This is a genomic window from Rhizobium sp. 01L419, from assembly GCF_056400025.1.
The window spans coordinates 194,568-206,675 of sequence record NZ_JBFTSM010000008.1; the positions used below are offsets into that span (position 1 = coordinate 194,568).

Sequence of the window (12,108 nt, forward strand, 5' to 3'; positions counted from 1 at the left end):
TTATGAGCTTGCGCGGAAACGATAAAAATTGAATTAAACGCTTGCAGGTTACAATATGACTGGCTCGCAGCTCTCAGTTTTTCGCCAGCTGCCATGCGCAGGGACCGACGCAACTTTAGACCGACGATCGTCAGTGTGCGAATGGACACCGAGTCCCGCGTCTTGCACTGTTTGGCGACTCAGTCATGCGTGCCTAACTGAGACTAGCGCTACTTTGGCGGATCGAGGGTGATCAAACATCAGGCGGGAAGGCATGTCCTTTAAGGAGGACGGGCCATGGATTGGGATGCTGCCTGACGGAATGGTTGAGGCCATTTGTCGATCTGCCTGGTCACAAGAAACGGCGGATGCTCGTCGGCGCCGTTCCGGCAGGGGCTGCCGGCCGACGGCGTAGCTGAGCGACATCATGCGGACGGCCACGTCAGAGAAAACCGATCCACCTGCCGGCAACGACGGCAGCGATCCATATCATCGCCGAAAGAGCCGCGGAGAACCGCATGGCGGGACGGACGATGCCGATCGTCATCGCCGCTCGCCAGCCCGTCCCAGCATGAACCAGGAGCGCATTGAAGATGCCGAAAGCGATCAGCCCAAGCTTGGCGAGGAAGGCAGGATTTACGGCATATTCGGTCGGGCGGACACTGAAGAGGCAAAAGCCGGTGAGCAAAGCCAGGACGAGACCGATGCCGGCCGAACGGGACAGGAATGGCGCGACGACCTCCACCGGCACCTTGCCGAACAAACCTGCAAGCCTGAGATCAAGCGGCAGGATGGCGCCGACCAGAAGGCCGATCGCCAGGATATGGGCGGCGTTGACGAACATGTAGAGCGTCGCGGAGCGCCTGAGCTCGACCGCGAGCGTGGTGGCAGCCAGCCATTCGAGAAGCTCCATGACGAGGCGTCAGTTCATCTGGATGCGTTCCGGATAAATGTCGTAGCGCTTTTCACCAATGGTGATGCGCACGGCCTTCAGCCGCTTCTCATTGCGGTCCTGCGACCGGTTTCCGAGTGCTATGACCTGATCGCCGGGCTTTGCGACGCCCTCCACGAAGCCTGAGCGCTCCGTCTGGCGCGGATTGCCGAGCTCGACGCGCCACACACCGTCATCAACGGTTGCGACATCGAGCGTCGGATGCGGCCCGCCCATGGATATCTGCTGGATGATACCGCGAAGCTCGATCTGGTCGGCTTCCGCCCATGACCAGCCGTGATGCGCCGCGGCACCCGTTGCGAATGCGGCCGAGAGCATGGCAGCCGCCAGCGCTCGCTTGCCTGAAAGTGCAAACATGATGTTTCTCCCTACCCGAATGGGCAGGCAGGTGGAGCATGGACGGCAGATGGAAAGGTCACTCACCGAATCTTGAAGGCCGGTGAGAGGGGATCAGGCAAGCAGCCGGGTAACTTCCGCCCCATGCTTGGTGCCGACGGCATCGGCGATGGTCGTGGAGAACAGCACTTTGCGGGTGGCATCCGCTACCTTGGCGAAGACGTGACGAATTTGGCAGGTCTGCTCACCGTCGCAATCATCGCACTTGCGGTAGGCGGTGATCGACAGACAGGGTAGCGGCGCGATCGGGCCATCGATGATCCGCAGGATCTCGCCGAAGGTGATGCTGTGGGCCGGTTTCAGCAACAGGTAGCCACCCTGCTTGCCGCGGCGGCTGACGACGACGCCGTGATGTTTGAGATCGAGCAGAATCTGCTCCAGAAACTTCTTCGGGATCTTCTGCTGCACGGCAATATCGGAAATCATCACGGGTTCGTCGGCCTCGGCTTCCGCCAGAACCGTCAGCGCCCGCAGCGCGTATTTCGCTTTTTGCGTAATCATCTCGGACCGTCGAACACACACAAAGCGGTGCCGAATCCCGGCATCGCACGAAAGCTATTCGCCTCTATTGCACAGCCAGCATGAACGGAATTTGAACGCGCCGGAAAAAGCCTTGAGAGACAAGTATTTTGGCTCTGTTTTTCACCCTCGGCCAACAGCTGGTAATCTATGTCAAAAGAAGGCAATTTTCATCTTTCCCGCCATCAATTCAGATTTCCGATTGACAGGCGTCGTGTAACACTACTATTTCTATAGACATTAAGTCCGGGGTGCCTTTTTGGCGCCGGCGGCTGCTTTTCTGCATTGCGGCAGGATGGGAGAGATATTTGCTCCGCCAAGCAGTCCTTTCGAAATCCCTTTTTCTATCCGTTCCATTGATCAGCTGCGATACTCCGGCCAACATCAAGGACAGGATCCCCCATGACTGTTATCAATCCGATCGAAGAAGCCGAGGGTTTGGCTGACAAGCTCGCGGGCCTCGACCTCGCAGGTCGGCTTTCGTTCGTGGCCGGCCTTGGCGGGCGGGTGGTCTTCACCACTTCCCTCGGCATCGAGGACCAGGTCATCACTGCCGAGATCGGTACGCATCGCCTGCCGATCGATGTCGTGACGCTGCAAACGGGCCGGCTTTTCGCCGAAACGCTCAAGCTGATCGACGAGACCGAAAGCCAGTACGACATCCATATCGTCAAGTACGAACCGGAGCAGGCGGATATCGACGCCTACGCAGCAAAATACGGCATGAACGGTTTCTACGAGAGTGTCGAAGCTAGGCATGCCTGTTGTGGCGTGCGCAAGCTGAAGCCGCTTGCGCGGGCGCTGGCAGGCGCAACGATCTGGATCACCGGCCTGCGCCGCGGACAGTCGGCCAACCGCGCCGAGACGCCCTTTGCCGAATATGACGCCGAGCGTCACCTCCTGAAGGTCAACCCGCTCGCCGACTGGGACATCGACAAGATCAATGCCTTCGTCGCCGACAACAGCGTGCCGGTAAACCCGATGCATGCGCGCGGTTATCCCTCGATCGGCTGCGAACCCTGCACCCGTGCCATCAAGCCCGGCGAGCCGGAGCGCGCCGGCCGCTGGTGGTGGGAACAGGATGAGAAGCGCGAATGCGGTCTGCATGTCGCCGAAGAGGCGGCTTCGTCCGTCGCGCAGCAATAAAGAGTCTGGAGTACGAAATGTCCGATAACCGTCAGGATACGGAACTGACCAATCCGCAGAGCGCCAAGCCGCCGCTCGACCCGCATCTGAAGGCGCTGGAAAACGAAGCGATCCATATCTTCCGCGAAGTTGCAGCCGAATTCGAGCGTCCGGTGATGCTCTATTCGATCGGCAAGGATTCCTCCGTGCTGCTGCATCTTGCCCGCAAGGCCTTCTATCCCGGCCGCGTGCCCTTCCCGCTGCTGCACGTCAACACGGGCTGGAAGTTTGCGGAGATGATCACCTTCCGCGACGAGATCATCAAAAAGTACGATCTCGACCTGATCGAGCACATCAATCCGCGTGGTGCGGCTGAAAACATCACGCCGTTCACCTATGGCTCTGCGCGCTATACCGACATCATGAAGACGGAAGCGCTGCGCAATGCGCTGGATGCCGGACAGTACGACGCGGCCTTCGGCGGCGCACGGCGTGACGAGGAAGCCTCCCGCGCCAAGGAGCGCATCTACTCCTTCCGCACGCCCGACCATCGCTGGGATCCGCGTAACCAGCGCCCGGAACTCTGGAACGTCTATAATGGCCAGATCCGCAAGGGCGAAAGCGTACGTGTCTTTCCGCTGTCCAATTGGACCGAGGTCGATATCTGGCGCTACATCCAGGCTGAGGACATCCCGATCGTGCCGCTCTATTTCGCGGCCAAGCGCCCCTATGTCGAGCGTGACGGGATGATGATCTCAGCTTCCGATCCGCGGCTCGAATTGCTGCCCGGCGAAACGAAGCAGGAAGATTCCATCCGCTTCCGCACGCTCGGCTGTTTCCCGCTGACGGGTGCGATCCGATCGACCGCCACCAGCCTTGAAGAGATCATCGCGGAGCTGGAAATCGCCACGGTTTCCGAGCGTCAGGGCCGCGCCATCGACCGTGACCAGTCCGGTTCCATGGAAAAGAAGAAGCGTGAAGGATATTTCTGAGATGACTGCAGCAGTTCCCGCAAACGTCGTCGCCGTGCCCGCTGCCGAGCCGCTCAAGGCCCTGCGCGACTCGCGCCCTTTGCGCCTCATCACCTGCGGCAGTGTCGATGACGGCAAGTCCACCCTGATCGGGCGCCTGCTCTGGGATACCAAGGCAGTGAAGGAAGATCAGGCGGCAACGCTTCGTCGCGATTCCACCGGCAAGCAGAACGATCTCGGCCTGCCCGATTTCGCACTGCTGCTCGATGGCCTGCAGGCCGAGCGCGAACAGGGCATCACCATCGATGTCGCCTATCGCTATTTCTCGACCGACAAGCGCTCCTTCATCGTCGCCGACACGCCCGGTCACGAGCAGTACACCCGCAACATGGCGACCGGGGCATCCACTGCCGATCTCGCCATATTGCTGGTCGATGCCCGCGCCGGCATTCTCGAACAGACGCGCCGTCACGCGACGATCGCCTCGCTGCTCGGCATCAAGCAGTTCGTGCTTGCCGTCAACAAGATCGACCTGACGAATTACGACCGTGCCGGCTTCGACAAGATCACTCACGAGTTTAAGGAATTTGCCCTGTCACTCGGCGTCAAGCAGATCACCGCAATTCCGATGTCGGCGCTGAAGGGCGAAAACGTCGTCTATTCCGGCCAGGCCGCGATGCCCTGGTATAATGGTCCGACGCTGGTCGAGACGCTGGAGCATGCAACCGTCCGCTCCGGCCAGACGACAGGCTTCCGCTTTTCCGTGCAGCGCGTCTCCCGCCCCGGCGAAAGCTTCCGCGGCTATCAGGGCACGGTTGCCGGCGGCTCTGTGAAGCCGGGCGACAGCGTCATGATCCTGCCCTCGGGCATGGTCGCCAATGTCACCAAGATCGTCACCTTCGACCTGGTGCGCAATGCGGCTGTCGCCGGTGACGCGATCACGCTCGTGCTCGACCGTCAGGTGGACGTGGCGCGCGGCGACATGATCGTTTCGATTGACAGCCAACCGCAAACAGGCCTGACCTTCGATGCGCAGGTCGTCGCCCTGCAGCCTGAGGGTATCGAGGCCGGCAAGCGCTACTGGCTGAAGAGCGGTTCGCGCCGCCAGCGCGTTCAGGTCGAACCCGTCAGCCAGCTCGAGCTGAAGACCGGCGCCTGGAATTCCGCCCAGCGGCTCTACATGAATGCAATCGGCAAAGTGCGGCTCGTTTTCGACGAAGCGGCGATCTTCGATCCCTATGAGCAGAACCGTGCCACCGGCTCTTTCATCCTGATCGACCCGGAGACCAACAACACCATCGCCGGCGGCATGGTGACCGGCAAACGCACCGATGTCAGTGGCCTGTATGGTAGTGATGCCCGCGTCATCCTCTCGCTTCCGGCCGATCTCGCCGAGCAGATCATGGCGAGCGAGCTTTTCGCCAACCGTCGTCACGAAGCGGAAGTGCGCCGCATGACGGCGTCGGAAGCGGCCGAGCTCTGGTCGAGCGCGGCAAGCGATATCTAAAGAAAGGGGCCGATTGGCCCCTTTTTCATTTCCGTTTCACTGCTTCGGTTCCGGCCGCGTCGAGCCGCGCTCGATGATCGAAAAACCGAGATCGACCCTTTGCTCTTCCGGCCGCTCTTCGCGAATGGCGCGCAGCAGCATGTCGGCGACGCGGCGGCCAAGGTCGTAACGCGGAACATGCACCGTCGTCAGAGACGGCGAGGTGAACTGCGCAAATTCCAGATCGTTGAAGCCGCAGATGCCAAAATCCTCTGGCACGTTGATGCCGCGTTCGTTGCATTCGATCAGGGCCCCCAGGGCCAGATCGTCGTTCTGCGTGAGGATGGCATCGAGATCCGGCACCCTCTCCAGCAGCTCGCTGAACAGGCGCCGTCCGAGACCGATGCTGGTGGAACCGTCTTCGCCGTGGGTCAGCGACGGATTGTCGAGACCGGCCTGGCGCATGGCCTCGTCATATCCCGCACGACTGCGGCGCGAGCGGATATCGCTGAGCCCGCCAATGAAACCAATCCGCTTGTATCCTTTCGACAGAAGGAAACGGGTGGCGGCGGCCGTCGCAACATGATGCGACATGCCGACTAGCAGCGTTTCCGGCGGCTGGCTGAGATCGGCAACATGGGCGACCGGAAAGGCAGCCGCGTCCATCAGCATCGCAAGGCCGTCGTAATGTTCCGCGTTGACGAGGATGATCCCGGCCGGCTTCTGCGCCAGGAAGGATTTGAACTGGCTGATCTCCTGATCGACGTCGTTGAGCGTATTGGCATATTGCACCCGCAGATCCGTAGCCCGCAACCGCTCCTCGATGCCCATCATCACACCGGTGAAGCAGGGATGATGAAGCGACGGAGTGATGACACCGACGATACCGCTGTGGCGGCCGGCAAGCGCGCGGGCAGCAAGATTGGGGATGTAGCCCATCTGGTCGACGGTGCGCAGGATGACCTCGCGCAGCTCTTCCGAGACGATTTCAGGGTTGCGAAGCGCGCGCGAGATAGTGATCGGGCTGACCCCTACCCTCTTTGCAACATCACTCAACTTCACATGGGAACCGCGCTTCTTTTCCCGCCCCGGCTTCACTGAATCCCTCATCGCTTCCCGCATGCCGCTGCGAGCCTCGCTCCGTGCCAATTCGCGGTTTTCTCTTTCTGAAGAAAAATTAATTTAGAGTCTACTAACATTTCAATGTTCCAGCTCAACCGAAGCACGAAAAAACATGAACAAACGTCGTGAATGGTTCAGGTCATTACGCAGCGGCAGGCCGGCGGATCACACGAAAGTGGGATATATTTTACTATTCTGGTACCACGCGGCGCGGGCAACTGCGGGAGCCGGGAGAATTGCGGCGATACTTGGTCGGTCAAGATTAAATTACAGTAATGTCTTACGATCCTGTAATACAAACATGATCAATGTTTAATTTGTAAATCCCAGAGAACGGGTCATATAGGTATCAAGCGCCAGTTCTTCCCGAATGTAGTATTCGTCGTATCATCCAGACGAAATATAAGTAATAAACGGTAAAAGCTGGCAGCAATACTCACTGACGCCAAGGTCCATGGCATGGAACCAAGACGCCATTCAATGCCAACGCTCTCGCAAGGGAATCCAGCATGTCAAACATTCTTCGCAAGCATCGGGCCGCAGCACTTGTCGGAGCGGCCATCGTTCTCGGCGCGGCCTCCCTGCCCTTCGCCATCTCCTCTTCCTCGGCAGCTCTTGCCGCGCCGGCTGAGACCGGCGGCATTCTTGCCTCCAACGGCTCGTTTGCTTCCATCGTCGATGCCGACAAGCCAGCCGTGGTGACCATTACCACCACGATGAAGGCAACTAACGCCAGCACCGACAGTTCACCGATGGACGAGCAGTTCCGCCAGTTCTTCGAACAGCAGGGTATTCCCCTGCCGCACCAGGCTCCACAGCAGCAGCAGCAATCGCAGCATGCCATGGCGCTCGGCTCCGGTTTCGTCATCAGCCCCGACGGCGTGATCGTCACCAACAACCACGTCATCGACAACGCCATCGACATCAAGGTCACACTCGACGACGGCACCGAACTGCCGGCCAAGCTGCTTGGCGCCGACGCCAAGTCCGACCTCGCCGTTCTGAAGGTTCAGGCTCCACATCCGCTTGCGACCATCGCCTGGGGCGATTCCGACAAGCTGAAGCTCGGCGACCAGATCCTTGCCATTGGCAATCCGTTTGGCATTGGCACGACGGTGACGGCCGGCATCGTCTCGGCCCGCGGCCGCGACTTGCATAGCGGCCCCTATGACGACTTCATCCAGATCGACGCGCCGATCAACCACGGCAATTCCGGCGGCCCGCTGGTCGATCGTGACGGCAATGTCGTCGGCATCAATACTGCTATCTACTCCCCGAACGGCGGCAGCGTCGGCGTCGGCTTCGCCATTCCTTCATCTGAAGCAAAGGCGATCGTTGCCAAGCTGCAGAAGGACGGTTCGATCGATCACGGCTATCTCGGCGTACAGATCCAGCCGGTCACCCAGGATGTCGCCGATGCCGTCGGCCTCTCCAAGGCTGAAGGCGCGCTGGTTGCTACTGTTTCCAACGAAGCGCCTGCCGCACATGCCGGCGTGAAGACCGGCGACATCGTGACGGCCGTCGGCAGCGAAAGCGTCAAGACGCCAAAGGACCTGTCGCGCCTCGTTGCCGACCTGTCGCCAGGTGCGAAGGAAACCTTGACCGTCTGGCGTGACGGCAAGACGGTCGATCTCAACGTCACCGTCGGCGGCAATGAAGACACGCAGAAGCAGGCTGCTGCCGAAAGCAGCGACGACCAGGGCCAGGCCGCTGGCCAGCCGAGCCTCGGCATCGGCCTTGCCGACCTGACGCCTGATGTTCGCCAGCAGCTCAATCTGCCTCACAGCGTTGCCGGCGCAGTCGTTGCCAACGTCAACCCGGACAAGTCGGCCGCTGCTGCCGGCATCCAGCCCGGCGACGTGATCGTCTCGGTCAACGACAAGCCGGTACATGACGCCCGCGACGTCAAGACCGCCGTCGCCGATGCCGGCAAGTCCGGTCGCAAGTCGGTGCTGCTCCTGATCGAACGCGGCGGTAACAAGACCTTCGTGGCCGTGCCCTTCGCCGCCGCTTGAAGGGCACCCACGTGAGCGCTGCGCCCGGACCAGGTCCGGGCGCAGTTGTTTCTACCCAAGCATCAACTTCAGATCGGCTGCCAGTCTTTGAACGGCAGCCGCTTCCGCTTGCGAGATACCGAAGAGAATGCCGGGGGCAGATTTGCCGATAAAGAAACCCGACATCGGCATCAGACCATATCCTGATGCATTCACCTTCGCGACGACCGCCCGGTCATCCACCACCTCATCGCGAAACCAGGCCGCAAGCTGCAGTCCGCCATTGCCGCCCGAAATGACAAGTCTTCCGCCAAAATGGCTCTCCAGCATTCCGATCGTCCGGGCCATGCGCTCGGCATATTGCTGGTTCATGCGCCTCAAATAGGCGCGCAGACGGCCCTCGTTGATGAAATCGGCAAGTGCCGCCTGGATATGGGTGGAGACGGCAACGCCCCTGCGATGCAGCGCCTCCGAAGCCTCTGATACCAGCCAGCGCGGCACGACGGCATAGGCGACACGCAGGCCGGGTGCCAGCACCTTCGAGAAGGTTCCGACATAGGCCACGACCTCCGCCCTGTCGATGCCCTGCAAGGCGGCAATCGGCCGCGAGCCATATTGAAAATCGCTGTCGTAATCATCCTCGACGATAAGGCTCTCGTGACGGCGCGCCRCCTCCAGCAGCGCCAGCCGGCGCGGCAGGCTGAGGGTGGCGCCGGTCGGATATTGATGGGATGGCGTCACATAGATCAGCGCCGGCTGCGAGCCTTCCGCCTTCGATACGTCTATGCCTTGCTCGTCGCAGGAAACCGGGATTATCTCAGCGCCGGCATCGGCGAGCAGCGCGCGGGCCGCGGGATAACCGGGATCTTCCATCCAAACGCTCCTACGGCCGCTTCTTCTCAGCATCGCTCTCGCCAGCATGTCGATCGCCGCGCGAGTCGAAGGCACGATCAAGACCTGCTCGGGCTCAGCCGCCACGCCGCGCGTTGCCGAAATATGTCCAAGTATCGCTTCCCGCAGTTCGCGGATGCCGGTCGCATGCTCATAGCTGAGATGATGAGCGCGCAGCGAGCGGCTGCGCGCAGCGAGATGACGACTCCAGGCGGCATGCGGGAAATCCGATACGTCGGGCGCACCGGGCCGGAACAGGCCACGATAGGAAGGCTGGTCGGATTTGGCTTCCTCGAAAGGCGCGCGGTCGTCGTTCTGCCGTTCCGGCCGCATCCGTTCGAGGGCGGCAACCCGTGTCGCAGCACCAGTAGAGGCTTCGATATAACCTTCGGATCTCAGGCGGTCATAGGCTTCTACCGCCGTGGAGCGTGCAACACCGAGCGAAGCCGCAAGGGCACGGGTCGATAGCAGCTTATAGCCAGCCGGAAGCTGGCCGAGCAGGATACGGTCGCGCAGGCTTCGATAGATCTGCCCGCTCAGGTCACCGCCGTTTCGATCGAGGCTCAGCCATATGGGTGCCGATGTCATGCGTCAACTGGTCTGCCAGAAAGTTCAGAACTGGACTTTTACTCCAGTCCATTTGCAAGGCAAGAGCAGTCGGAGTTCAATGCATAAGTTCAATGGAATGACGGATATGACAAAAGATCTTGCCGACTGGAAGGGTGTTGCCCGCCCCGCCCGCGCCCCGATTGAAGGCCGCTACACCCGCCTGGAACCGCTGGACGCCACAAAACACGGCGCCGATCTGCTCCGCTCGGCGCAGCAGCCGGGCGCGGAGGATCGCTTCCGCTATCTCTTCGAAGCAGCACCTGCCGATATGGCAGCCTTCACGCCCTGGCTGGAAAGGTCCGTCGCAAGCGAAGATCCGCTGTTCTTTGCCGTCATCGACAAGGCGACGGGACGCGCCGAGGGCCGGCAGGGACTGATGCGCATCGATGCAGCCAACGGTGTCATCGAGATCGGCAATATTCTCTGGGGACCAGAGATCGCCCGCAAGCGGGTTGCGACAGAAGCGCTCTATCTCTGCGCCGCTTATGTCTTCGACACGCTCGGCTACCGGCGCTTCGAATGGAAGTGCAACAATCTCAACGAACCGTCCAAGCGCGCGGCACAACGCTTCGGCTTCGCCTTCGAAGGCATCTTCCGTCAGCACATGGTGCAGAAGGGCCGCAACCGCGATACCGCCTGGTTTGCGATGACCGATGGCGACTGGCCGAAACTGAAGGCCGGCTACGAGGCGTGGCTGGTGCCCGAAAACTTCGATGCCGACGGCCAGCAAAAAAGCAAGCTCAGCTTCTAACGCGGCTCTGCGGCGGCAATTAAAAAGCCGCCGCCCTGATGACAATAACTTCATTGCTACCAATATGTTCATGGGTCCCAATTGAGGTTAAGGATTGGGCCTTTCATGCAAAACACGAAGTTATTCTGTCAGGAGCTCACATGACCAGTTCGTCCGACTATACGCCCCCTAAGATCTGGACCTGGGACAAGGAAAACGGCGGCCAATTCGCCAGCATCAATCGCCCGATTGCCGGCCCGACCCGTGAAAAAGAGTTGCCGGTCGGCCGCCATCCGCTGCAGCTTTATTCGCTTGGAACGCCGAATGGCGTGAAAGTGACGATCATGCTGGAGGAACTGCTGGCGCTTGGCCATCGCGGCGCGGAATATGATGCCTGGCTGATCAGGATCGGCGATGGCGATCAGTTCGGCAGCGGCTTCGTCGAGATCAACCCGAATTCCAAGATCCCGGCGCTGATGGACCGAAGCGGCGAAAAGCCGGTGCGCATCTTCGAATCCGGCGCGATCCTCACCTATCTCGCAGAAAAATTCGGCGCCTTCCTGCCGACCGATCCGGCCAAGCGCGCCGAATGCTTCTCCTGGCTGTTCTGGCAAGTCGGAAGCGCGCCCTATCTCGGCGGCGGCTTCGGCCATTTCTATGCCTATGCGCCGACGAAGATCGAATATGCGATCAACCGTTTTGCCATGGAAACCAAGCGCCAGCTCGACGTGCTCGACCGGCGTCTGGCTGAAAGCGAATATATCGCCGGCGACGACTTCACCATCGCCGACATGGCGATCTGGCCCTGGTATGGCGGCCTCGTGAAGGGCTGGATGTACAATGATTCCGCCGAATTCCTGCAGGTGCAGGAGTACAAGAACATGAAGCGCTGGGCCGACCTGATTGGCGAACGCCCTGCCGTCAAGCGCGGCCGGATGGTCAACCGCGTCAGCGGCGAGCCCTCCAGCCAACTCCATGAACGCCATGACGCCAGCGACTTCGATACGAAGACGCAGGACAAGCTGCAGGCGGCCAGCTGATATAATCGAAGGCGGGCACGTCGCTGCGACGGCGTGCTCTCCTCGCCAAAAAACGGTGCCAAGCCGAAATTGCGAGTTTTCCCACTAAAAATTACGGGTTTTTAAGCGAACTGTACCGAATCCGGCAAAAGTGCCCTCGCCTCATTCTTTCAGACTTGCTGAAATGCCCGAGCTCTCCTGCCACCTTTCGGAGAGCTTTCCCCATCTACCCCGCCGAAAGCCACCGGCGGGGCTTTTTATTTCAAGCATCCGGGAATGGGAAAATCCTGCACCCGCGTCAGAGTGGGCCACCAA

The 12,108-nt window shown here is 60.4% G+C and carries 11 protein-coding genes; 6 read left to right on the forward strand and 5 right to left on the reverse strand.

The window, feature by feature from the left end:
• Window positions 1–421: 421 nt before the first annotated feature.
• The 3 genes from AC1DUP_RS17705 to AC1DUP_RS17715 form a co-directional block, all read right to left on the reverse strand.
• Entirely contained in the window at window positions 422–892 is a 471-nt protein-coding gene (locus AC1DUP_RS17705) for a DUF6644 family protein (RefSeq protein WP_113309907.1), read from the reverse strand.
• A gap of 9 nt (window positions 893–901) precedes the next feature.
• Entirely contained in the window at window positions 902–1,288 is a 387-nt protein-coding gene (locus AC1DUP_RS17710; RefSeq protein WP_113309906.1) for a DUF6152 family protein, read from the reverse strand.
• A gap of 93 nt (window positions 1,289–1,381) precedes the next feature.
• Window positions 1,382–1,828, reverse strand: coding sequence for an RrF2 family transcriptional regulator (locus AC1DUP_RS17715; protein ID WP_113297144.1), 447 nt, complete (start codon window positions 1,826–1,828; stop codon window positions 1,382–1,384).
• A gap of 420 nt (window positions 1,829–2,248) precedes the next feature.
• Here AC1DUP_RS17715 and AC1DUP_RS17720 point away from each other — a divergent pair, with 420 nt between their 5' ends.
• From AC1DUP_RS17720 to cysN, 3 genes are read left to right on the forward strand one after another with little or no spacing between them, the layout of a single operon-like run.
• The gene (locus tag AC1DUP_RS17720; protein WP_113297145.1) at window positions 2,249–2,992 is read left to right on the forward strand and encodes a phosphoadenylyl-sulfate reductase; all 744 of its coding nucleotides are present in this window, start codon (window positions 2,249–2,251) and stop codon (window positions 2,990–2,992) included.
• A 17-nt stretch (window positions 2,993–3,009) separates the two neighbouring features.
• On the forward strand, window positions 3,010–3,963 hold the full coding sequence (cysD, locus tag AC1DUP_RS17725) for a sulfate adenylyltransferase subunit CysD (protein WP_477833456.1): 954 nt from the start codon (window positions 3,010–3,012) through the stop codon (window positions 3,961–3,963).
• A gap of 1 nt (window position 3,964) precedes the next feature.
• Complete coding sequence (gene cysN / locus AC1DUP_RS17730; RefSeq protein ID WP_113297147.1) at window positions 3,965–5,449, forward strand: sulfate adenylyltransferase subunit CysN; 1,485 nt, start codon at window positions 3,965–3,967, stop codon at window positions 5,447–5,449.
• Between the two features lie 36 nt (window positions 5,450–5,485).
• On the opposite strand, the gene AC1DUP_RS17735 is transcribed toward cysN, so the two are convergent.
• Entirely contained in the window at window positions 5,486–6,538 is a 1,053-nt protein-coding gene (locus AC1DUP_RS17735) for a LacI family DNA-binding transcriptional regulator (protein WP_477833458.1), read from the reverse strand.
• 521 nt (window positions 6,539–7,059) lie between these two features.
• Between AC1DUP_RS17735 and AC1DUP_RS17740 the strand changes: the two genes are divergently transcribed.
• A complete protein-coding gene (locus AC1DUP_RS17740; RefSeq protein ID WP_113297148.1) occupies window positions 7,060–8,565 on the forward strand; it encodes a DegQ family serine endoprotease in 1,506 nt (501 codons plus the stop codon).
• 51 nt (window positions 8,566–8,616) lie between these two features.
• On the opposite strand, the gene pdxR is transcribed toward AC1DUP_RS17740, so the two are convergent.
• Window positions 8,617–10,023 carry a MocR-like pyridoxine biosynthesis transcription factor PdxR gene (gene pdxR / locus AC1DUP_RS17745; protein WP_477833461.1) on the reverse strand — a complete coding sequence of 469 codons (1,407 nt, stop codon included), beginning with the start codon at window positions 10,021–10,023 and terminating at the stop codon, window positions 8,617–8,619.
• A gap of 106 nt (window positions 10,024–10,129) precedes the next feature.
• Here pdxR and AC1DUP_RS17750 point away from each other — a divergent pair, with 106 nt between their 5' ends.
• On the forward strand, window positions 10,130–10,795 hold the full coding sequence (locus AC1DUP_RS17750; RefSeq protein WP_113309928.1) for a GNAT family N-acetyltransferase: 666 nt from the start codon (window positions 10,130–10,132) through the stop codon (window positions 10,793–10,795).
• A gap of 140 nt (window positions 10,796–10,935) precedes the next feature.
• Complete coding sequence (yghU, locus tag AC1DUP_RS17755; RefSeq protein ID WP_477833463.1) at window positions 10,936–11,814, forward strand: glutathione-dependent disulfide-bond oxidoreductase; 879 nt, start codon at window positions 10,936–10,938, stop codon at window positions 11,812–11,814.
• Window positions 11,815–12,108 lie beyond the last annotated feature (294 nt).

Coding starts and splice junctions, on each gene's coding strand:
- AC1DUP_RS17705 (WP_113309907.1), bottom strand. CDS start 892: ATGGAGCTTCTCGAATGGCTGGCTGCCACCACGCTCGCGGTCGAGCTC.
- AC1DUP_RS17710 (WP_113309906.1), bottom strand. CDS start 1,288: ATGTTTGCACTTTCAGGCAAGCGAGCGCTGGCGGCTGCCATGCTCTCG.
- AC1DUP_RS17715 (WP_113297144.1), bottom strand. CDS start 1,828: ATGATTACGCAAAAAGCGAAATACGCGCTGCGGGCGCTGACGGTTCTG.
- AC1DUP_RS17720 (WP_113297145.1), top strand. CDS start 2,249: ATGACTGTTATCAATCCGATCGAAGAAGCCGAGGGTTTGGCTGACAAG.
- cysD (WP_477833456.1), top strand. CDS start 3,010: ATGTCCGATAACCGTCAGGATACGGAACTGACCAATCCGCAGAGCGCC.
- cysN (WP_113297147.1), top strand. CDS start 3,965: ATGACTGCAGCAGTTCCCGCAAACGTCGTCGCCGTGCCCGCTGCCGAG.
- AC1DUP_RS17735 (WP_477833458.1), bottom strand. CDS start 6,538: ATGAGGGATTCAGTGAAGCCGGGGCGGGAAAAGAAGCGCGGTTCCCAT.
- AC1DUP_RS17740 (WP_113297148.1), top strand. CDS start 7,060: ATGTCAAACATTCTTCGCAAGCATCGGGCCGCAGCACTTGTCGGAGCG.
- AC1DUP_RS17750 (WP_113309928.1), top strand. CDS start 10,130: ATGACAAAAGATCTTGCCGACTGGAAGGGTGTTGCCCGCCCCGCCCGC.
- yghU (WP_477833463.1), top strand. CDS start 10,936: ATGACCAGTTCGTCCGACTATACGCCCCCTAAGATCTGGACCTGGGAC.